Annotated in this window: 17 protein-coding genes and 1 other annotated feature; all 17 genes read left to right on the top strand. The window is 42.9% G+C overall.

Features of this window, described 5'->3' with window-relative positions:
• Nucleotides 1-163 precede the first annotated feature (163 nt).
• On the top strand, nt 164-1177 hold the full coding sequence (locus BMZ41_RS12455; protein ID WP_090167945.1) for a LacI family DNA-binding transcriptional regulator: 1014 nt from the start codon (nt 164-166) through the stop codon (nt 1175-1177).
• An 86-nt stretch (nt 1178-1263) separates the two neighbouring features.
• Nucleotides 1264-2658 (top strand): ABC transporter substrate-binding protein, encoded by a 1395-nt coding sequence (locus BMZ41_RS12450; protein WP_090167944.1) that lies wholly within the window; start codon nt 1264-1266, stop codon nt 2656-2658.
• Between the two features lie 93 nt (nt 2659-2751).
• A complete protein-coding gene (locus BMZ41_RS12445) occupies nt 2752-3660 on the top strand; it encodes a carbohydrate ABC transporter permease (RefSeq protein ID WP_090167943.1) in 909 nt (302 codons plus the stop codon).
• Nucleotides 3661-3703: 43 nt separating this feature from the next.
• The gene (locus BMZ41_RS12440) at nt 3704-4576 is read left to right on the top strand and encodes a carbohydrate ABC transporter permease (protein WP_090530122.1); all 873 of its coding nucleotides are present in this window, start codon (nt 3704-3706) and stop codon (nt 4574-4576) included.
• A 228-nt stretch (nt 4577-4804) separates the two neighbouring features.
• Nucleotides 4805-4954 (top strand): 50S ribosomal protein L33, encoded by a 150-nt coding sequence (gene rpmG / locus BMZ41_RS12435; protein WP_028234592.1) that lies wholly within the window; start codon nt 4805-4807, stop codon nt 4952-4954.
• An 18-nt stretch (nt 4955-4972) separates the two neighbouring features.
• Entirely contained in the window at nt 4973-5170 is a 198-nt protein-coding gene (secE, locus tag BMZ41_RS12430) for a preprotein translocase subunit SecE (protein ID WP_028247598.1), read from the top strand.
• Between the two features lie 14 nt (nt 5171-5184).
• Nucleotides 5185-5715, top strand: a complete 531-nt coding sequence (gene nusG / locus BMZ41_RS12425; RefSeq protein WP_090167942.1) for a transcription termination/antitermination protein NusG — start codon at nt 5185-5187, stop codon at nt 5713-5715.
• A 24-nt stretch (nt 5716-5739) separates the two neighbouring features.
• Entirely contained in the window at nt 5740-6165 is a 426-nt protein-coding gene (rplK, locus tag BMZ41_RS12420; protein WP_028247600.1) for a 50S ribosomal protein L11, read from the top strand.
• 82 nt (nt 6166-6247) lie between these two features.
• Nucleotides 6248-6943, top strand: coding sequence for a 50S ribosomal protein L1 (rplA, locus tag BMZ41_RS12415; RefSeq protein WP_072913461.1), 696 nt, complete (start codon nt 6248-6250; stop codon nt 6941-6943).
• Between the two features lie 29 nt (nt 6944-6972).
• Nucleotides 6973-7113, top strand: a sequence feature (ribosomal protein L10 leader region).
• Between the two features lie 45 nt (nt 7114-7158).
• Nucleotides 7159-7743, top strand: a complete 585-nt coding sequence (gene rplJ / locus BMZ41_RS12410) for a 50S ribosomal protein L10 (RefSeq protein WP_090530097.1) — start codon at nt 7159-7161, stop codon at nt 7741-7743.
• Nucleotides 7744-7802: 59 nt separating this feature from the next.
• On the top strand, nt 7803-8177 hold the full coding sequence (gene rplL / locus BMZ41_RS12405) for a 50S ribosomal protein L7/L12 (protein WP_028234586.1): 375 nt from the start codon (nt 7803-7805) through the stop codon (nt 8175-8177).
• Nucleotides 8178-8406: 229 nt separating this feature from the next.
• Nucleotides 8407-12312 carry a DNA-directed RNA polymerase subunit beta gene (rpoB, locus tag BMZ41_RS12400; RefSeq protein WP_090530094.1) on the top strand — a complete coding sequence of 1302 codons (3906 nt, stop codon included), beginning with the start codon at nt 8407-8409 and terminating at the stop codon, nt 12310-12312.
• A 19-nt stretch (nt 12313-12331) separates the two neighbouring features.
• Nucleotides 12332-16006: a DNA-directed RNA polymerase subunit beta' gene (gene rpoC, locus BMZ41_RS12395; protein WP_090167939.1), complete on the top strand. Its 3675-nt coding sequence runs from the start codon at nt 12332-12334 to the stop codon at nt 16004-16006.
• 173 nt (nt 16007-16179) lie between these two features.
• The gene (gene rpsL, locus BMZ41_RS12390) at nt 16180-16599 is read left to right on the top strand and encodes a 30S ribosomal protein S12 (RefSeq protein ID WP_015548550.1); all 420 of its coding nucleotides are present in this window, start codon (nt 16180-16182) and stop codon (nt 16597-16599) included.
• 144 nt (nt 16600-16743) lie between these two features.
• On the top strand, nt 16744-17214 hold the full coding sequence (gene rpsG, locus BMZ41_RS12385; RefSeq protein WP_143002002.1) for a 30S ribosomal protein S7: 471 nt from the start codon (nt 16744-16746) through the stop codon (nt 17212-17214).
• Nucleotides 17215-17229: 15 nt separating this feature from the next.
• Nucleotides 17230-19347 carry an elongation factor G gene (fusA, locus tag BMZ41_RS12380; protein WP_090167937.1) on the top strand — a complete coding sequence of 706 codons (2118 nt, stop codon included), beginning with the start codon at nt 17230-17232 and terminating at the stop codon, nt 19345-19347.
• 117 nt (nt 19348-19464) lie between these two features.
• Nucleotides 19465-20652, top strand: coding sequence for an elongation factor Tu (tuf, locus tag BMZ41_RS12375; protein WP_072913474.1), 1188 nt, complete (start codon nt 19465-19467; stop codon nt 20650-20652).
• The last annotated feature ends 164 nt before the right edge of the window (nt 20653-20816 follow it).

Here is a 20816-nt window from a genome sequence, read left to right as displayed (position 1 = left end):
TACTCTATTGAATTTTTGTGCAAAATGCACTAAACTGTAATAGAAAAATCTAACGAAAATCCAAATTTTCGAAAAAGACTTGTGTATCTACTTAAATCGAGCTATATTTAAGTTAGCGAAAACGATTAAGGGAGAAATCAAAATATAGAGCTGGGAGAGAGCAATGGTTTCATTGAAAGATATTGCATCGGAATGTGGTGTATCAATAGCTACTGTTAGTAAGGCTTTGAATGACCATAGTGATATAGGTGCAGAAACAAAGACCAGAATTCGAAAGGCTGCTAAAGATATGGGATACGTTCCAAATGCGGCAGCGAAATCTATGAAAACAAATCGCACCCATAATATAGGAGTTTTATTTATGGATGATGCGAACAGCGGGTTGACACACGATTTCTTTGCAGGAGTTCTGGAGAGTTTTAAGAGGGAAGTAGAACGAGAAGGGTACGATATAACATTTATATCGAATGATAGAAGCAGGCCGGGCAGGGCAACCTACCTTGAGCATGCAAGGTACAGAAGATTTGATGGTGTTATTATAGCAAATGTTCATTTTGATGACCCAGAGGTAGTTGAGCTGGTAAAGAGCAACATTCCGGTGGTAACAATTGATCATATCTATAATGAAACAACAACAATTCTTTCTGACAACGTTGGCGGAATGTCCGATCTGGTTGATTTTGCAGTACAAAACGGACATAACAGAATAGCATACATACATGGTGCTGAATCCGCTACCACCAATTTGAGATTGGTTACTTTTAATAGGAAGTTAGAAGAATACGGGATTGAAGTTCCTGAGGAATACATCAAAGAATCTCCTTATAGAGATACTCATGGTGCATACGAAAGGACCTTGGAGCTTTTAAAGCTTCGCACAAGACCGACCTGTATCTTTTACCCAGACGATTATGCTACATACGGCGGCATGAGAGCTATAGCAGAAAGGGGTCTTAAGATTCCTGATGACATTTCGGTGGTAGGATTCGATGGAATTAAGGTCGCAAGACACATTAGACCACGTCTTACAACTTACAGACAGAACACCGAGGAACTTGGCACTCTGGCAGCAAAGAGTCTGGTTGCATTAATTGAAAAGCCTAAGACAACATTGATTCAGCAAATCACAGTCAAGGGCTGGTTACTTGAGGGTGACACTCTCAAGAAACTCAATTAGGCATTTAGTTGAGCCATCAACTTGAATAAATGCAGTAACTTAAAAAAAACGTGACAAACACGTAAAAAATTTGGGAGGAACACAAAATGAAAAAAAGAATTGTTAGTTTGCTTGTATTAGCAACAATGACAGCGACAATGTTTGCTGGCTGTGGCGGCTCTGATTCAGCTACTACAGAAGCTCCAGCAGACAGCGCAGCTACAGAGACAGCGGATGCTGAAGTAGCAGCAGAGTTACCTGCAGACACAGGTAAGGTACTTAACATCCAGTGCTGGAATGATGAGTTCCAGTCAAGACTTAAGTCACACTATCCAGGATATGAGGAAGTTGACGCTACTCATGGTAAGATTGGTGATGTTGAGGTAGTTTGGACAATTACTCCTTCTACAGACAACGCATACCAGAACAACCTTGATGAGGCACTTCTTGCACAGGAGTCAGCAGCAGCTGATGATAAGGTTGACTTATTCTTAGTAGAAGCTGATTACGCTCTTAAGTATGTTGATACAGATTATGCTATGGCATTATCAGATCTTGGTATCACAGATGCTGACCTTGCAGATCAGTATAAGTACACACAGAGCATCGTTACAGATAGCAATGGAAAGTTAAAGGGTTCTTCATGGCAGGCTTGCTCAGCTGGTCTTATCTACAACAGAGAAGCAGCTAAGGAAGTTCTTGGAACAGATGATCCAGACGAAGTACAGGCAGCAGTAGCTGATTGGGGCAAGTACAACGAGACAGCAGCAAAGGTTGCTGAGGCTGGTTATACAATGTGTTCTGCTTATGATACATTCCGTGTATATTCAAACAATGTATCAGGTAAGTGGGTACAGGATAACAAGGTTGTTATCGACAAGAACATTGATAAGTGGATTGATGATTCAAAGGAACTCGTAGACGCAAAGGCTGAGGATACAGATGACCTTTGGGGCGATGACTGGGCAAAGGGTAAGAATCCTGAAGGAAAGGTATTCTGCTACTTCGGACCAGCTTGGTTCTTCAACTTCTGCCTTAACGCAGATGATCCTGCTTCAATCGCTGGCCAGGGTGGCTGGGGATACTGTGTAGGACCACAGTCTTACTACTGGGGTGGTACATGGATCTGCGCTGCAACAGGTACAGACAATGCTAACCTTGTAAAGGATATCATCCTTAAGATGACAACAGACAAGGGTATCCTTAAGGATATCGCTCAGCAGGATGCTGACTGTGTAAACAGCAAGACAGTACTTGCAGAGCTTGCAGCTGATGACTCAGGTAACCTTGATCTTCTTGGTGGACAGAACCCATACAAGCAGCTTGCAGAAGGTGCTGAGAAGGTAGACCTTTCAAATATTTCTGCATACGATCAGGGATGTAACGAAGAGCTTCAGAAGGCAATCAAGAACTACTTCCAGGGCAATGCTACAAAGGAAGAGGCACTTGATATGTTCAAGAAGGCTGTAGTTGAGAAGTATCCAGAGCTTACAGCAGAGTAATTTTACAATTACACTTAGCGGGAAATAAAATAATGGGGGCGCATGGGTTAGTCCTGTGCGCCCTATATTAAAGATATTCAAAAGGGAGCACTTATGAACAAGAAGAGCAAAGTAGTAAGCTACAACAAATGGGGCTACATATTCTTAATTCCATTTACTGTAATCTTTTTAATTTTCCAGTTGGTGCCACTTGCAACAACTATTTACAATTCATTTTTTGAGAATTACCGTTCAGGTCTTACTCAGATTGGCCCTAACTTCGTAGGGCTTCAGAATTATGGCACAATTATCACAAATGGTGATTTGCCTACATATTTCTATAACACAATGGTTATGTGGTTAATGGGATTCATTCCACAGATTCTATTATCGCTTCTTTTAGGAGCTTGGTTTACAGATCCATCACTTAGATTAAAATGCCAGACATTCTTCAAGACAGTAATTTACTTACCAAACTTGATTATGGCTTCGGCTTTTGCCATGTTATTCTTTACATTATTCTCAGATAGCGGCCCTATCAACTCTATGCTTATGCAGATTGGAGTTTTTAAGGAAGCATATCAGTTTATGAGTCATGTTTGGACAGTTCGTACTCTTGTTGCTACAATGAACTGCCTTATGTGGTTTGGAAATACGACAATTCTTCTGATGGCCGGAATGTTGGGCATTGACCCATCACTCTTTGAGGCTGCACAGGTAGATGGAGCTACATCTACTCAGATTTTCTATAAAATTACATTGCCACTACTTAGACCTATTCTAATCTTCGTTATGATTACATCACTTATTGGTGGTTTGCAGATGTTCGACGTTCCACAGATCTTAACAAACGGAACTGGAGATCCAATGCGTTCATCAATGACACTTATTATGTATTTGAACAAGCACCTGTTCAGCAAGAACTACGGTTTAGCTGGTGCACTTTCAGTATTCCTGTTTGTAATAACTGGTATCTTAAGCTTGATCGTATTCAAGTTTACAAATTCTGATAAGGTGAAGTAATTCTATAGTTATTTAAATAGAAACGAGGTAAAATATTATGGATATGGCAGCTAACACTACTATAGCAGGCAAGCAGGACACTGGTGCCTCTGTACATGCTAGAAGAGTAGTATCATATGTAGTATTGATTTTAATTTCATTCTTGTGCCTGTTTTGGTTTTATGTATTGTTTATCAATGCCACAAGAAGCAATTCTGAGCTTAGCTTAGGATTTTCAGCAGTTCCAAGTACTCATTTTGTTGAGAACTGGACAAACCTTAAAAATGGAACACTTCCTATTCTTAATGGTTTGATTAACTCGCTTGTAATTGCATTCTTAACAGCAGGTCTTGCAACCTACTTCTCTGCAATGACTGCTTATGCAATTCACGCCTATGATTTTAAAGGTAAGAAGTTCATGTTCACATTCATTCTTATGATTATGATGATTCCAACACAGGTTACTGTACTTGGTTTCTTACAGTTAATTGGTAAGATGGGACTTGATAACAATGCTGCAGCACTTATCGTTCCAGCAATTGCATCTCCAGCTGTTTTCTTCTATATGAAGCAGTACATGGATTCAACACTTCCTCTTTCACTTGTTGAGGCAGCAAGAATCGATGGCTCTGGAGAGTTTAGAACTTTTAATCAGATTGTAGTACCTCTTATGAAGCCAGCTATTGCTGTTCAGGCAATCTTCAGCTTCGTAAACAGCTGGAATAATTACTTCACTCCAGCACTTGTACTTCATGATGATACAAAGAAGACGCTTCCTATATTGATTGCACAGCTACGTTCAGCTGACTGGCTTAAGTTTGATATGGGACAGGTATACATGATGATTGCATTCTCTATTTTCCCTGTAATCATTGTTTACCTTATTCTTTCTAAGCATATCGTAGGTGGCGTAACTCTTGGTGGTGTAAAGGGTTAATCCCGTTGAATTGATATAACTAAAAGTTTATTATTTAAAGGGGGCTAAAATTTAGTCCCCTTAATATTTTCGAAAGACTTGACAGAGTTGACTAGCTGTGATATATTTTGCTAGCGACTAAGAAAAGCAGGTCTTTTTTTTATGCTCTTTTTTCGCCTCATCAAATTGTTCGCTATGATGAGTGAGCGTAAGTAAGACCAAAGTAGAATTATAACGGAGGTGGAAGTTGTGCGCACAAAGATAACATTGGCATGTACAGAATGCCAGCAGCGTAATTACAACATGACAAAAGACAAGAAGACACACCCTGACAGAATGGAAACAAAGAAGTACTGCAGATTTTGCAAGAAACACACAATGCACAAGGAGACTAAATAGTCTAACGGGGGTGCTATTATGGCAGAAGAGAAGAAAACTAAGTCAGGACGTTTTGCAGGTCTCAAGGCAGAATTTAACAAGATTGTCTGGGCAGACCCAACAGACGTGTCAAAGCAGACAACAGCAGTTGTTGCTGTGTCAGTAGTTGTAGCAGTGATCATCATCGTATTAGATGCAGTGATCAACAAAGGTGTAAATATCCTAGTTAATTTATAATGGAGGCATCGGATATGGCAGAGGCAAAGTGGTATGTAGTTCATACTTACTCAGGCTATGAGAACAAAGTCAAGACAAACATTGAAAAGGCTATCGAGACACAACATCTCGAGGAGCAGATTCTTGATGTACGCGTACCTATGGTTGAGGTAACAGAGACTAAGGATGGCGTTAAAAAGCAAGTTTCAAAGAAGATGTACCCTGGTTACGTTCTTATTGAGATGATTATGAATGACGAGACCTGGTACGTTGTCAGAAATACCAGAGGTGTTACAGGCTTCGTAGGACCAGGAAGCAAGCCAGTGCCATTGTCAGAGGCAGAAGTTAAGGCTTACTTACTAGGTGATAACACTGAAAAGGTCAACGTTGAGGTTGACTTCGAGGTTGGTGATACTCTTAGCGTTATCGACGGTACCTGGAAAGATACTGTCGGCGTTGTTAAGTCTATCAATGCTAAGAAGCAGACAGTTACAATCAGCGTTGAAATGTTCGGACGTGAGACTCCAGTTGAGATTGATTTCACGGACGTACGAAAAATGGATTAATTTTTTTGCAGGAGGAATAGGATAATGGCAAAGAAAATCGAAGGCTATATCAAGTTGCAGATTCCAGCAGGCAAGGCTACACCAGCCCCACCTGTAGGTCCAGCACTTGGTCAGCACGGTGTAAATATCGTGGAGTTTACAAAGCAGTTTAACGCAAAGACAGCAGATATGGGAGATACAATCGTTCCTACAATCATCACTGTTTATGCAGATAGAAGCTTCAGCTTCATCACAAAGACTCCACCAGCAGCAGTTCTTATTAAGAAGGCTTGCAAGATCCAGAAGGCATCTGGCACACCTAATAAGACAAAGGTTGCAAAGATCACAAAGGCTCAGGTTCAGGAGATCGCAGAGACAAAGATGCCTGATCTTAACGCAGCTTCACTTGAGGCAGCTATGAGCATGATCGAGGGAACATGTAGATCAATGGGCGTTGAGGTTGTAGAGTAATCACAGCTTAGCGAAAACAACGTTCTTACTATTAATTATTGAGTGGGAGAGCTTAGAGCTCGATTAACCACAGGAGGTAAACATGAAAAGAGGAAAGAAATACGTTGCAGCTGTAGCTACATACGACAAGTCAGTTGCATACGATCCAGCAGAAGCAATCGCTCAGGTTAAGAAGAATGCTACTGCAAAATTTGATGAGACAATTGAGGCTCATATCAGAACTGGTTGTGACGGACGTCACGCAGAGCAGCAGATCCGTGGTGCAGTTGTACTTCCACACGGAACTGGTAAGTCAGTTAGAGTTTTAGTATTCGCTAAGGGTACAAAGCTTGACGAGGCTCAGGCTGCTGGTGCTGATTTCGTTGGCGGCGAGGAGCTTATTCCAAAGATCCAGAACGAAGGATGGAATGAGTTTGATGCAGTAGTTGCTACACCAGACATGATGGGTGTTGTTGGTCGTCTCGGTCGTGTACTTGGACCTAGAGGACTCATGCCAAACCCAAAGGCTGGTACAGTTACTATGGATGTTGCTAAGGCTGTTGAGGAAATCAAGGCAGGTAAGATTGAGTATAGACTTGATAAGACAAACATTATCCATGTACCTATCGGAAAGGCTTCTTTCTCAGAGGAGCAGTTAGCGGACAACTTCCAGACTCTTATGGATGCAATCAACAAGGCTAAGCCATCAAGCTTAAAGGGTCAGTACATTAAGAGCATTTCACTTGCTCCAACAATGGGACCTGGCGTTAAGCTTAATGTTGCAAAGGTTTCAAACTAATTGTTGACAATCCAATATACATAATGATATAATGCACAAAGTTGTTGCCGAAGACAGCAGGTGGCGTTAGCCGTAAAGAGATTTATCTCTACCAGCCGAGGACGATTAAGTATTTATCGACTAATCAAACCTCTATGTCTTTATGGCATAGAGGTTTTTTAAATTACTTTATCCTCATATAAGCAACACAAAAATATTATAAGGAGGAAAAAATCGTGGCAAAAGTTGAATTAAAGCAGCCAATCGTTGACGAGATTTCAGCACAGGTTAAAGATGCAGCTTCAGTTGTAGTTGTTGATGCTCGTGGACTTACAGTTGCAGAAGACACACAGTTACGTAAGCAGCTTCGTGAAGCTGGCGTTACATATAAGGTTTACAAGAACACTCTTATGAAGCGCGCTTTCGAAGGAACAGACTTTGCACAGCTTGACGAGGTTCTTGAAGGACCTAGCGCAATCGCTGTATCAAAGGATGATGCTACAGCACCAGCAAGAATTCTTGCTAAGTTTGGTAAGACAGCTCAGAACCTTGAGATCAAGGCAGGTGTAGTTGAAGGAACATACTATGATGCTAAGGGTATGGCAGCAGTTGCAGCAGTACCAAGCAGAGAGGAACTTCTTTCAAAGTTACTTGGAAGCTTACAGTCACCAATCACAAACTTCGCTCGTGTTCTCAACCAGATCGCAGAGCAGGGTGGTGCATCTACAGAGGCACCTGCAGCAGAAGCTCCAGCAGAGGAAGCTCCAGCAGCAGAGGCAGAGGCACCAGCAGAGGAGCCAGCTGAGGCTCCAGCAGAGTAATTTAGAATACTCAAAACAAATAATTATTTATATTAATTTTTTAATGGAGGAAAATTATCATGGCAAAGATGACAACAGAAGAGTTTATCGCAGCTATCAAAGAGCTTAGCGTATTAGAGTTAAATGACCTTGTAAAGGCATGTGAGGAAGAGTTCGGCGTTTCTGCAGCAGCAGGCGTTGTAGTTGCAGCAGCAGCTGGCGATGCAGCAGCAGCTGAGGAGAAGGACGAGTTCGACGTAGAGCTTACAGAAGTAGGTTCTGAGAAGGTTAAGGTTATCAAGGTTGTTCGTGAGGCAACTGGCCTTGGTCTTAAGGAAGCTAAGGAGCTCGTTGATGGCGCTCCTAAGGTTATCAAGGAAGCAGCTGATAAGGCTACAGCAGAGTCAATCAAGGCTCAGCTTGAGGAGATCGGTGCAAAGGTTACTCTTAAGTAATCATTGTTACGAATTTTCTATTGGCAGGTCAATGATGACCTGCCAATTTTTTGCTTTTAAATAAATACAAAAAATGTATTGACTTTACTATTGTTTTTGGCATAGAATGTAGTTTGCACTATTATGGTGCAGTGTGCATTCCTATGCCTTTTTTCATGGCTGGAAATATGCCACATTTTTTCATGAAAGATTTATCCAAATTAAAAATAAAATGAGAGGTGGAACGTCAATGGAGAAAAACAGAATACGTCCAGTGAAAGCTGGAAAGAACTTGCGTATGAGTTACTCGAGACAAAAAGAGGTACTTGAGATGCCTAATTTAATCGAGGTCCAGAAGGACAGTTACGACTGGTTCGTTAAGGACGGATTAAAGGAAGCATTTGCAGATATCTCACCTATTCAAGATAGGGGAAACCAGCTTGAATTGCATTTTGTTGACTTCACACTGTGTAAAGACGAGGTGAAGTACACAATTCCACAGTGCAAAGAAAGAGATGCAACATACGCAGCGCCTTTAAAGGTTAAAGTGCGCCTTGTTAACAAGGAGTCCGGCGATATGCAGGAGCACGAAATCTTCATGGGTGACTTGCCACTTATGACAGATACAGGCACATTCGTAATTAATGGAGCGGAGCGTGTTATTGTATCACAGCTTGTTCGTTCACCAGGCATTTACTATGCAATTGGCCACGATAAAATCGGTAAGGAGTTATATTCATGTACTGTAATCCCTAACCGTGGCGCTTGGCTTGAGTACGAGACAGATTCCAATGACGTTTTCTATGTTCGTGTAGACCGTAACAGAAAGGTACCTGTTACAGTTCTTATTCGTGCTCTTGGCTTAGGAACTAACCAGGAAATCATCGATGTATTTGGCGAGGAGCCAAAGATTCTTGCAACATTTGCAAAGGATCCAGCTATCACAGAAAAGAACCCACAGGGTAGCTACGAAGGAGGTCTCTTAGAGCTCTATCGTAGACTTCGTCCAGGTGAGCCACTTGCTAAGGATAGTGCTGAGTCACTTATTCATGGTATGTTCTTTGACCCAAGACGTTATGATCTTGCTAAGGTTGGTCGTTATAAGTTCAATAAGAAGCTCATGCTCAGAAATCGTATTGCTGGACATGTTCTTGCTGAGGACGTTATCGACACAACAACAGGTGAGATTATCGCAAAGGCTGGAGATAAGGTTACACTTGAGATGGCTGATGATATCCAGAATGCAGCTGTTACTCATGTATTCATCCAGACTGAGACTCGTAATGTAAAGGTTCTTTCTAATATGATGGTTGACATCACAAAGTTTGTTGATTGTGATGCTAAGGCTCTTGGTATTACTGAGCTTGTTTACTATCCAGTACTTGAAAGAATTCTTTCAGAGAACACAACAAAAGAAGATATCGAGGATGCAATCGCTCGTTCAGTAGCAGATCTTATTCCAAAGCACATCACTGTTGAGGATATTTTTGCATCTATTAACTATAACATGCACCTTGAGTACGCTATTGGTAAGGATGATGATATCGATCACCTTGGAAACCGTCGTATTCGTGCTGTTGGTGAGTTATTACAGAACCAGTATAGAATAGGTTTATCACGTCTTGAGAAGGTTGTACGCGAGCGTATGACTACTCGTGACCTTGAGGATATTTCTCCTCAGAACCTTATCAACATCAAGCCTGTTACAGCTGCAATCAAAGAGTTCTTTGGTTCATCACAGTTGTCACAGTTCATGGATCAGAATAACCCACTTTCTGAGTTGACACACAAGAGACGTCTTTCAGCACTTGGTCCTGGTGGTCTTTCAAGAGACCGTGCAGGTTTCGAGGTTCGAGACGTACACTATTCTCACTATGGACGTATGTGTCCTATCGAGACACCTGAAGGACCAAACATCGGTCTTATCAACTCTCTTGCAAGCTATGCTCGTATCAATGAGTATGGTTTTGTTGAGGCGCCATACAGACGTATTGATAAGTCAGACCCAGAGAATCCTCGTGTAACTGACGAGGTTGTATATATGACAGCTGACGAAGAGGATAATTATCATGTAGCACAGGCTAACGTCAAGCTTGACGAAGAAGGCCACTTCATGAGAAAGAATGTATCTGGTCGTTTCCGTGAGGAGACACAGGAGTATGACAAGAAAGTATTTGATTACATGGACGTATCTCCTAAGATGGTGTTCTCAGTTGCTACAGCTTCAATTCCATTCCTTCAGAACGATGACCCTACTCGTGCCCTCATGGGATCAAACATGCAGCGTCAGGCCGTTCCACTTCTTACTACAGAAGCACCAGTTGTTGGTACAGGTATGGAGCCAAAGACAGCAGTCGATTCAGGTGTCTGCGTAGTTGCTAAGCGCGCAGGTATCGTAGAGATGTCTGAGACAAACAGAATTATTGTTAAGGCTGACGAGGACGGAACAAGAGATGAGTACACACTCTTCAAGTTCACACGTTCTAACCAGTCTAACTGCTATAACCAGCGCCCAATCGTATTTAAGGGCGATCATGTAGAGGCTGGCGAGGTTATCGCTGATGGTCCTTCTACAAAGAATGGTGAGCTTGCCCTTGGAAAGAACCCACTTATTGGTTTCATGACATGGGAAGGTTACAACTACGAGGATGCCGTTCTTCTTTCAGAGCGCCTCGTTCAGGATGATGTTTATACATCTATTCATATTGAAGAGTACGAGATTGACGCTCGTGATACAAAGCTCGGACCAGAAGAAATCACTCGTGATGTAGCTGGTGTTGGTGATGATGCTCTTAAGGATCTTGATGAGAGCGGTATCATCCGTATCGGTGCTGAGGTTCGTGCCGGTGATATCCTTGTTGGTAAGGTTACACCAAAGGGTGAGACAGAGCGTACTCCAGAAGAGAGACTTCTTCTTGCAATCTTCGGTGAGAAGGCTAGAGAAGTTCGTGATACTTCACTTCGTGTACCACACGGAGCTTACGGTATTGTTGTTGATGCTAAGGTATTCACACGTGAGAATGGCGATGAGCTTTCTCCAGGTGTTAATAAGTCAGTTCGTATCTACATCGCTCAGAAGAGAAAGATCGGTGTAGGTGATAAGATGGCCGGTCGTCACGGTAACAAGGGTGTAGTTTCCCGTGTACTTCCAGTAGAAGATATGCCATATCTTCCAAACGGTCGTCCACTTGATATCGTACTTAACCCATTGGGCGTACCTTCACGTATGAACATTGGTCAGGTCCTTGAGATTCACCTTTCACTTGCTGCAAAGGCTCTTGGATTTGATATTGAAACACCAGTATTTGATGGTGCAAAGGAAATTGATATTCAGGATACTCTTGAGCTTGCAAATGACTATGTAAATATGCCATTTGATAAGGAAGAGGCTGAGAACGGTGAGGAGACATTCTACGACAAGTACGTTGATATTCTTCGTGATGATGTTATGGAATACTTATCTACAAATCGTGCTCACAGAGCTCTTTGGAAGGGTGTTCCTATTTCTAGAGATGGTAAGGTTCAGCTTCGTGACGGTCGTACAGGTGAGCCATTTGATGGTCCTGTTACAATCGGACACATGCACTACCTGAAACTTCACCACCTTGTAGATGATAAGATTCACGCACGTTCAACTGGTCCTTACTCTCTTGTTACACAGCAGCCACTCGGTGGTAAAGCACAGTTCGGTGGACAGCGTTTCGGAGAGATGGAAGTTTGGGCCCTCGAGGCTTATGGTGCATCATATACACTTCAGGAAATCCTTACAATGAAGTCAGATGATGTTATCGGACGTGTTAAGACATATGAGGCTATTATCAAGGGTGAAAACATCCCTGAGCCAGGCATCCCTGAGTCATTCAAGGTATTGCTTAAGGAATTACAGTCACTTGGTCTTGACGTTCGTGTTCTTGATGAGAACCGCGAAGAGGTTGAGCTCATGGAGACAAGTGAATATGGAAATACTGACCTCAACGCAATTATCGCAGGTAGCGACAGAAACTTCGCATTCGAGGATGACAGCTCATTTGCACAGGCAGGCTTTTCTACAAAGAAGTTTGATACTGAAGGCGAACTCGTAGATGACGAGGAAGAGCAGTTCGAAGATGAAGAAGATGATTTTTCTGATATACCAACAGATTTTGATGAGGAATAAATAGGAAGGGAGCTACAAAATGCCAGAGAATAAAGAAGCGACATATCAACCAATAGCATTTGACGCAATACAGATTGGATTGGCATCACCTGAGAAGATCAGACAGTGGTCTCGTGGCGAGGTTAAAAAGCCTGAGACAATCAATTATCGTACACTGAAGCCTGAAAAGGACGGTCTTTTCTGCGAGAAGATTTTTGGACCTAGCAAGGACTGGGAATGTCACTGCGGAAAGTACAAGAAAATTCGTTATAAGGGTGTAGTTTGTGATCGTTGTGGTGTTGAAATCACAAAGGCATCAGTTCGTCGTGAGCGTATGGGTCACATCGAGCTCGCTGCACCAGTTTCACATATTTGGTATTTCAAGGGTATTCCTTCACGTATGGGACTTATTCTTGATCTTTCACCAAAGACATTAGAGAAGGTTCTCTACTTTGCATCATACATCGTACTTGATGCAGGTGAGACAGCTCTTATGTATAAGCAGGTTCTTACAGAGGCTGAGTACCAGGAAGCTAGAGAGCAGTATGGTAACGGCTTCAGAGTAGGAATGGGTGCTGAGGCTATCCAGGAGCTTCTTAGAGATATCGATCTCGATGAAGAGGCTACAAAGCTTCAGATTGAATTAGACAGCGCTACAGGCCAGAAGCGTTCACGTATCATTAAGAGACTTGAGGTTGTTGAGGCATTCCGCGAGTCAGGAAACAGACCAGATTGGATGATTATGACAGTTATCCCTGTTATTCCACCAGATCTTCGTCCTATGGTACAGCTTGATGGTGGCCGTTTCGCTACATCTGATTTGAACGATTTATATCGTCGTATTATTAATAGAAATAACCGTCTCCGTAGATTGTTAGAGCTTGGTGCTCCTGATATCATCGTTCGTAACGAGAAGAGAATGCTTCAGGAAGCTGTTGATGCTCTTATCGATAACGGTAGACGTGGTCGTCCTGTTACAGGTCCTGGTAACAGACCTCTTAAGTCACTTTCAGACATGCTTAAGGGTAAGTCAGGACGATTCAGACAGAACCTCCTTGGTAAGCGTGTTGACTACTCAGGACGTTCAGTTATCGTCGTTGGACCAGAACTTAAGATTTACCAGTGTGGTCTTCCAAAGGAGATGGCACTTGAGCTCTTCAAGCCTTTCGTTATGAAGGAGCTCGTTGGTAATGGCATGGCCCACAACATTAAATATGCTAAGAAGATGGTTGAGAAGTTTGAGCCAGAGGTTTGGGACATCCTTGAAGATGTCATTAAAGAGCATCCAGTTATGCTTAACCGTGCTCCTACACTTCACCGACTTGGTATTCAGGCTTTCGAGCCAATCCTTGTAGAAGGTAGAGCTATCAAGCTTCATCCACTTGTATGTACAGCTTTCAACGCCGATTTCGACGGTGACCAGATGGCTGTTCACCTTCCACTTACTCAGGAGGCACAGGCTGAGTGTAGATTCATGCTTCTCTCACCTAACAACCTCTTGAAGCCTTCAGACGGTGGTCCTGTTGCCGTTCCTTCACAGGATATGGTACTCGGTATCTACTACCTTACACAGGAGCGTGGTACTACAGTAGGCGATAGCCGTGAAGAGCTTGGTGAAGGTAAGGCATTTAAGAACCTTAACGAAGCAATCCTTGCTTACGAGAATGATGCTCTTACAATGCATGCACGTATCACTGTTAACGTATCTAAGACACGTCCAGATGGTACAGTTGTAACTGGTAGAGTTTCATCTACACTTGGTAGACTTCTCTTCAACGAGATCATTCCACAGGATCTTGGTTACGTAGATCGTACAAATCCTGAAAACGAGCTTGTTCCTGAGGTAGACTTCCACGTTGGTAAGAAGCAGTTAAAGCAGATTCTTGAAAAAGTTATTAATACACATGGAGCTACAAAGACAGCAGAAGTTCTTGATGATATCAAGGCTATGGGTTACCACTACTCAACAATTGCTGCCATGACAGTTTCAATTTCAGATATGACAGTTCCACCTCAGAAGCCAGAGCTTATTGCACAGGCTGAAGAGACAGTTGATAAGATTACTCGTCAGTACAAGAGAGGTCTTATTACTGAGGAAGAGCGTTACCGTGAAGTTGTAGATACATGGAAAGAGACTGATGATCAGCTTACTAGAGACCTTCTTGATGGTCTTGATAAGTACAACAACATCTTCATGATGGCTGACTCAGGTGCCCGTGGTTCTGAAAAGCAGATCAAGCAGCTCGCAGGTATGCGTGGTTTGATGGCTGATACAACAGGTAAGACTATCGAGCTTCCTATTAAGTCTAACTTCCGTGAGGGTCTTGACGTACTTGAGTACTTCATGTCAGCTCATGGTGCTCGTAAGGGTCTTTCAGATACAGCTCTTCGTACAGCCGATTCTGGATACTTGACACGTCGAATGGTTGACGTTGCTCAGGAGCTTATTATCCGTGAGTCTGACTGTGTTGCTGGAACAGACCGTGAGATTCCAGGTATGTGGGTATACGCATTCATGGATGGTCGTGAGGAGATTGAGTCTCTTAAGGACCGTATTACAGGTAGATTCTCTTGCTACTCTATCTACGATGCTAAGGGCGAGATGATTGTTAAGGCTAATCACATGATTACACCTAAGCGTGCAGCTGCAATCATTGAGCGTGGTGTTGATGATAAGGGCGAGCCAATCAAGAAGGTTAAGATTAGAAACGTACTTAACTGCCGTTCACACGTTGGTGTTTGTGCTAAGTGTTATGGTGCTAACATGGCTTCAGGTCGTGCCGTTCAGGTCGGCGAAGCAATCGGTATCATCGCTGCACAGTCAATCGGTGAGCCAGGTACACAGCTTACCATGAGAACATTCCATACTGGTGGTGTTGCTGGTAACGATATTACACAGGGTCTTCCTCGTGTAGAGGAGCTTTTCGAGGCTAGAAAGCCTAAGGGACTTGCTATCATTACAGAGATTGCTGGTACAGTCACTATTGAAGAGGACTCTAAGACAAAGAAGAGAGAAGTTGTTGTAACAAACTCTTCTACAGGCGATGTTGAGAAATATCTCATCCCTTACGGATCACGTATCAAGGTTCTTTCAGGTCAGGAGCTTGAGGCTGGTGATGAGCTTACAGAAGGTTCTGTAAACCCACACGATATCCTTGCTATCAAGGGTAAGGCAGCTGTTCAGGATTACCTCATCCGTGAAGTTCAGCGTGTATACCGCTTACAGGGTGTTGATATCAACGATAAGCATATTGAAGTACTTTGCCGTCAGATGCTTAAGAGAATCAGAATCGACGAAGCAGGTGATACAGGCTTCATGCCAGGTTCACTTGTTGATTGGCTTGATTTTGAGGAAGCAAACGAGCAGATGGAAGCAGAGGGCAAGGAGATTGCAACAGGTACACAGGAGCTTCTTGGTATCACAAAGGCAGCACTTGCTACAAACTCATTCCTTTCAGCAGCTTCATTCCAGGAGACAACAAAGGTTCTTACTGATGCAGCTATCAAGGGTAAGGTTGATCCACTTAACGGTCTTAAAGAGAACGTTATCATCGGTCGCTTAATCCCTGCTGGTACAGGTATGAAGAGATACTCAAATATCCCTCTTTCAACAGACAACGATTTAGCTAATGTTGAGATTCCAGAGGATTTTGAAGATATGACTGGTGAGTCTGATGAATTAGTATCAGATGAGTTAGTAGAAATTGAAGAGTAATCTCGAAATTTTATATTGAAATTGATGGACTAGGGTCAGAAATGACCCTAGTTTTTTCACATTTTTAGGGTTGACATTATGATTTTAAGGAAATATAATGTTCTAGCATGCGCTAATAGGATAACTATGCCTATATTTAAGCATGCGAAGAAATAAATTAGGAGGTAAAAAGAATGCCAACATTCAACCAGCTAGTTAGAAAAGGTCGTCAGACATCTGTAAAGAAGTCTACAGCACCAGCACTTCAGAGAGGTTATAACTCTCTTCAGAAGAAGCCTACAAACACTTCTTCACCACAGAAGCGTGGTGTATGTACAGCTGTTAAGACAGCTACACCTAAGAAGCCTAACTCAGCTCTTAGAAAGATTGCCAGAGTTCGTCTTTCAAACGGAATCGAAGTAACTTCATACATTCCAGGCGAGGGTCACAATCTTCAGGAGCATAGCGTTGTTTTGATTCGTGGTGGTCGTGTTAAGGATTTACCAGGTACACGTTATCACGTAATCAGAGGTACACTTGATACAGCCGGCGTTGCTAACCGCAAGCAGGGACGTTCAAAGTACGGCGCTAAGAGACCTAAGGACGCAAAATAAATCTTAGGATAATTTAGTTGTAATTCACATTCACTTTGGTTAATGTTGTATCTATTTTACTTAGAAATAAATACTGCATGGACACATAGTAATTAAATGTGAGTACCGTTGATCTAACAAATTTTAGTTAAGGAGGGAAGTATCGTGCCAAGAAAAGGACATACTCAAAAGAGAGACGTTTTGGCAGATCCTATATACAACAGCAAGGTAGTTACAAAGCTTATCAACAACATCATGCTTGATGGTAAGAAGGGTGTAGCTCAGAAGATTGTATATGGTGCATTTGACAGAGTCGCAGAAAAGACTGGAAAGCCTGCACTTGAGGTTTTCGAAGAAGCTATGAACAACGTTATGCCTGTACTTGAGGTAAAGGCTAGACGTATCGGTGGTGCTACATATCAGGTACCTATCGAAGTAAGACCAGATCGTCGTCAGGCCCTTGGCCTTAGATGGCTCACAATGTTCTCACGTTCACGTACAGAGAAGACAATGGAAGAGCGTCTTGCAAACGAGATCATGGATGCAGCTGGCAACACAGGTTCAGCTGTTAAGAGAAAAGAAGAAATGCATAGAATGGCAGAAGCTAATAAGGCATTTGCTCATTACAGATTCTAATAGGAGGGACGAACAGTGGCAGGAAGAGAATATCCACTTGAGCGTACCAGAAATATCGGTATTATGGCTCATATCGATGCCGGAAAGACTACACTTACAGAGCGTATTCTTTACTATACTGGCGTAAATTACAAGATTGGTGATACTCACGAAGGTACTGCAACCATGGACTGGATGGAGCAGGAAGCTGAGAGAGGTATCACAATCACTTCAGCTGCTACAACATGTCACTGGACTGAGCAGGAAAACTGCAAGCCTAAGAAGGGTGCTCTTGAGCACCGTATCAATATCATTGATACACCAGGCCACGTAGATTTCACTGTTGAGGTTGAGCGTTCCCTTCGTGTACTTGATGGCGCCGTTGGTGTCTTCTGTGCAAAGGGTGGCGTTGAGCCACAGTCAGAGAATGTTTGGAGACAGGCTGACACATATAACGTACCAAGAATGGCTTTCATCAATAAGATGGATATCCTTGGTGCAAACTTCTACGGAGCTGTTGATCAGATCCGTGACAGACTTAAGAAGAACGCTATCGTTCTTCAGCTTCCAATCGGTAAGGAAGATGATTTCAAGGGAATCATCGATCTTTTCGAGATGAAGGCATACATCTATAACGATGATAAGGGTGATGATATTTCTATCACAGACATCCCAGCTGATATGGCAGAGGATGCTGAGCTTTATCACACAGAGCTTGTTGAGAAGATCTGTGAGTTAGATGATGATCTTATGATGGAGTATCTTGAGGGCGAAGAGCCATCTGTAGATGCTCTTAAGGCAGCACTTCGTAAGGGTACTTGCGAGTGTAAGGCTATCCCAGTATGCTGTGGATCTGCTTATAGAAACAAGGGTGTTCAGAAGCTTCTTGATGCAATCCTTGAGTTCATGCCAGCTCCTACAGACGTACCAGCTATCCAGGGTGTAGATATGGATGGCAACCCAGTTGAGAAGCACTCATCAGATGATGAGCCATTCGCAGCTTTAGCATTCAAGATTATGGCTGATCCATTCGTTGGAAAGCTCGCTTTCATCCGTGTATATTCAGGTACATTGAACTCAGGTTCATACTGCCTTAACGCTACAAAGGATAAGAAGGAGCGTGTAGGTCGTATTCTTCAGATGCACGCTAACAAGCGTACAGAGTTAGACAAGGTTTACTCTGGTGATATCGCAGCTGTTGTAGGTCTTAAGGTTACAACAACTGGTGATACAATCTGCGACGAGCAGCACCCAGTAATCCTCGAGTCTATGGAATTCCCTGAGCCAGTTATCGAGCTTGCTATCGAGCCTAAGACTAAGGCTGGACAGCAGAAGATGGGCGAGGCTCTTGCAAAGCTTGCTGAAGAGGATCCAACATTCCGTCAGCATACTGACCAGGAGACAGGCCAGACAATCATCGCTGGTATGGGTGAGCTTCACCTTGAGATCATTGTTGATCGTCTTCTTAGAGAGTTCAAGGTTGAGGCTAACGTTGGTGCACCTCAGGTTGCATACAAGGAAACATTTACAAAGCCTGTTGATCAGGAATACAAGTATGCTAAGCAGTCAGGTGGTCGTGGACAGTACGGTCACTGTAAGGTTAGATTTACTCCAATGGATGCTAACGCTGAGGAGACATTCAGATTTAAGTCTTCAGTAGTTGGTGGTGCTATTCCTAAGGAATACATCCCATCTGTTGGTGAGGGTATCGAGGAAGCAGCTAAGGCTGGTATCCTTTGCGGATTCCCTGTTCTTGGTGTAGAAGCAGACGTTTACGATGGTTCTTACCATGAAGTCGATTCATCAGAAATGGCATTCCACATTGCTGGTTCAATGTGCTTCAAGGAAGCTATGGCTAAGGCAGCTCCAGTTCTTCTTGAGCCTATCATGAAGGTTGAAGTTACTATGCCAGAGGAGTACATGGGTGATGTAATCGGATCTCTTAACGCTAAGAGAGGTCAGATTCAGTCTATGGATGATCTTGGCGGCGGAAAGATCGTTAGAGCACTTGTTCCACTTGCAGAGATGTTCGGATACTCTACAGAGCTTCGTTCATCTACTCAGGGTCGTGGTAACTACTCAATGTTCTTCGAGAAGTATGAGGCAGTTCCAAAGAACGTTCAGGAGCAGATTATCTCTAATCACGCTAAATAATTTAGAAAAATACTAGATAGTTGAAAAATCTCGATATTTCCATTATAATCGGAAATATCGAGAGTTTAGAACTAAACAGCCCATTGAAGGGCATTATCTTAAGGAGGATTTTTAAAAATGGCAAAAGAGCATTTTGACAGAACCAAACCACATTGTAACATCGGTACTATCGGACACGTAGATCACGGTAAAACAACTCTTACAGCAGCTATCACAAAGGTACTTGCTGAGCGTGTATCTGGTAACGCAAAGGTAGATTTCGAGAACATCGATAAGGCTCCAGAGGAGAGAGAAAGAGGTATCACAATCTCTACAGCTCACGTTGAGTATCAGACAGAGAAGAGACACTATGCACACGTTGACTGCCCAGGCCATGCTGATTATGTAAAGAACATGATCACAGGTGCTGCTCAGATGGACGGCGCTATCCTTGTAGTTGCTGCAACTGACGGTGTTATGGCTCAGACAAAGGAGCACATCCTTCTTTCTCGTCAGGTAGGTGTACCTTACATCGTTGTATTCCTTAACAAGTGTGATATGGTTGATGATGAGGAGCTTATCGAGCTCGTAGAGATGGAAGTTACAGAGCAGCTTGAGGAGTATGACTTCAACGATTGCCCAATCGTTAAGGGATCAGCTCTTAAGGCTCTTGAGGATCCAAACGGTGAGTGGGGCGACAAGATCATGGAGCTCATGGACACTGTAGATTCTTACATTCCAGATCCACAGCGTGAGACAGACAAGCCATTCCTTATGCCAGTAGAGGACGTATTCACAATCACAGGTCGTGGTACTGTTGCTACAGGTAGAGTAGAGCGTGGTGTTCTTCACCTTAACGACGAGCTTGAAATCATCGGTATCAAGGAAGATACACAGAAGACTGTTGTAACTGGTATCGAGATGTTCCGTAAGCTTCTTGACGAGGCTCAGGCTGGTGATAACATCGGTGCACTTCTTCGTGGTGTTAACCGTGACCAGATCCAGCGTGGACAGGTACTTGCTAAGCCAGGTACTGTAACATGCCACACAAAGTTCACAGCTCAGGTTTACGTTCTTACAAAGGATGAAGGTGGTCGTCATACTCCATTCTTCAACAACTATCGTCCACAGTTCTACTTCAGAACAACAGACGTTACAGGTGTTTGCGAGCTTCCAGCAGGTACAGAGATGTGCATGCCTGGCGATAACGTAGAGATGACAATCGAGCTCATCCACCCAATCGCTATGGAGCAGGGTCTTACATTCGCTATCCGTGAGGGTGGTAGAACAGTAGGTTCTGGTCGTGTTGCTACAATCATCGAATAATCGAGAGCGAACAGCCCAACCCAAATAGTAAAATCAAGGCTTCCGAGGATTTCCTCGGGAGCCTTTTTTCATGTAAAAATATATTAAATAGCAATCATAAAATAAGTGCGTGGTACCTTTTTGGTACCTTTTTTGCCTATAAAGGTACCAAAAAAGCACATTCT

It is taken from the genome of Pseudobutyrivibrio sp. UC1225, from assembly GCF_900115215.1.
Classification (GTDB): domain Bacteria; phylum Bacillota; class Clostridia; order Lachnospirales; family Lachnospiraceae; genus Pseudobutyrivibrio.
Note: the sequence above shows the minus strand (reverse complement) of the source record. Positions and strands in the feature narration are given on the sequence as shown.